This is a genomic window from Acinetobacter sp. UC24323 (genome assembly GCF_024151445.1).
In the GTDB taxonomy this organism is placed as follows: Bacteria; Pseudomonadota; Gammaproteobacteria; order Pseudomonadales; family Moraxellaceae; genus Acinetobacter; species Acinetobacter baumannii.
On sequence record NZ_JAHIBY010000030.1, the window covers coordinates 1 to 1,829 of the forward strand.

The following is a 1,829-nucleotide window of genomic DNA, read 5'->3' on the forward strand; positions in this document are numbered from 1 at the left end:
ATGTCATCAATATCAAAGCCACTGACCGCCTCGCTAAACGTAAAGCTGATTGTTGTCGATTCAGTCGCAGTGAGTGCAGGGTCCAGGGCCGTAATCACCAAGCCCGGCGCCAATGTATCGACCGTAAGGCTCTCTGTTGCAGTCAGGTTGGCATTACCTGCCACGTCCGTAACAATACCTGCCGGTACGTTCACAACCACATCGCCTTCAAAGTCCGCAGCCGGTACCAGCGTACCGCTGAAGCTGCCATCGCCGTTGTCTACAAGGCCGGTCAATGTACCGTTAGCAATGTCCAGCAATCCCTCAAGCGCATCTGCCGTAAGCGGACTGCCATCAACCGCATTGACTGCTTCACCAAAGTCAATCGTGATTGCATTCGTTACAGGATCAATCGTAATCACCGGTGCCGGAGCTAGCGTATCAACCACAAAGCCGTCCGTACCATCGAGTACATCGCCTGTACCCAAGTTACCTGCAAGGTCTGTATAGGCACCGTCTGCAACACTGATGCTTGGAGCCGCACCACTGCCGTCAGCTGTAAACGTAGCTGTCCAGACATTCGGGTTGGTTGTACTTTGGACCAGATTGCTCAGCGTACCGCCTACTGGCGTAATGTCATCAATATCAAAGCCACTGACCGCCTCGCTAAACGTAAAGCTGATTGTTGTCGATTCAGTCGCAGTGAGTGCAGGGTCCAGGGCCGTAATCACCAAGCTCGGCGCTGTCGTGTCCACTGTCAGTAACAGTGCAGGACTCTGTACACTTTCATTACCTGCTGCATCAGTCAGCGTATAAGTCAGTTGATGTGAACCATCTGCCAGCGGAGTGGTAGGCGTTAGTGTACCTGTTACAGGATCATAACTTGCAGCTACCTTCTCACCATCAACATACAAGGTCGGAGTCTCACCTGCACCCGGTGCAGAAATCACAACACCCGGGGTCGTGTCATCTGTACTACTGCCTGATCCCTTGATTCCTTGATCAGGTCCAACATTGTCCAGATAGCCTGTTGGTGCAGAAGGCGTAATAGGTGCTGTCGTGTCAACTGTAATCACTTTTATAGTTGTATCGGCAATGTCTGTATTACCAGCAGAATCACGTGCTTCTGCACGAACAGATAAATCTCCATCCACAGTTACAATAATTTCTGCTGTTATGAACCCAGCATCCAAATCTGCCTGTACTACTGTATAGTTTATACCATTTACACTAATAATATTTCCTACAGCCGCATCACTACCTAAAGTAATCTGAGCAGTAAATGTCTTATCTGCTCCTAACTCATTAGCATTGAGAATATTATCGTTATTTATATCTGCTGGAATAGTGATTTCACCAATCAAGTCAACTGCTAAGGGATTAAAAATAAAACCATCTGCTCCATCCAGAACGTCACCTTTACCAGTATTGCCAACAATATCAGTATAGGCCCCATCAGCTACACTAATACTTGGTGCTACTGATCCACTTTGAGTAAAAATTGCTGTCCATGTATTTGCATCAACTTGAATAAAATTACTTAGTACACCACCGCTAACAACTACATCTGAAACTGAAAATTCACTAACGGGTTCACTAAATTCAAATGTAATAGTTGCAGCTTCGCCCGATGCGAGAACCAAATCAGATGTACTAATTGTCAAAACTGGCGCAGTTGTATCTACAGTAACTGTTATTGCTGGGCTCTGTGCACTTTCATTACCTGCTGCATCAGTCAACGTATAAGTCAGTTGATGTGAACCATCTGCCAGCGGAGTGGTAGGCGTTAGTGTACCGGTTACAGGATCATAGCTTGCAGCTACCTTCTCACCATCAACATACAAGGTCGG

At 47.0% G+C, this 1,829-nt stretch carries 1 protein-coding gene; it reads right to left on the reverse strand.

The genetic code is table 11. The features are described from left to right. Positions 1-1,829: Ig-like domain-containing protein (locus KNQ97_RS19120; RefSeq protein WP_253612634.1), on the reverse strand; the 1,829-nt coding region annotated here is incomplete at both ends.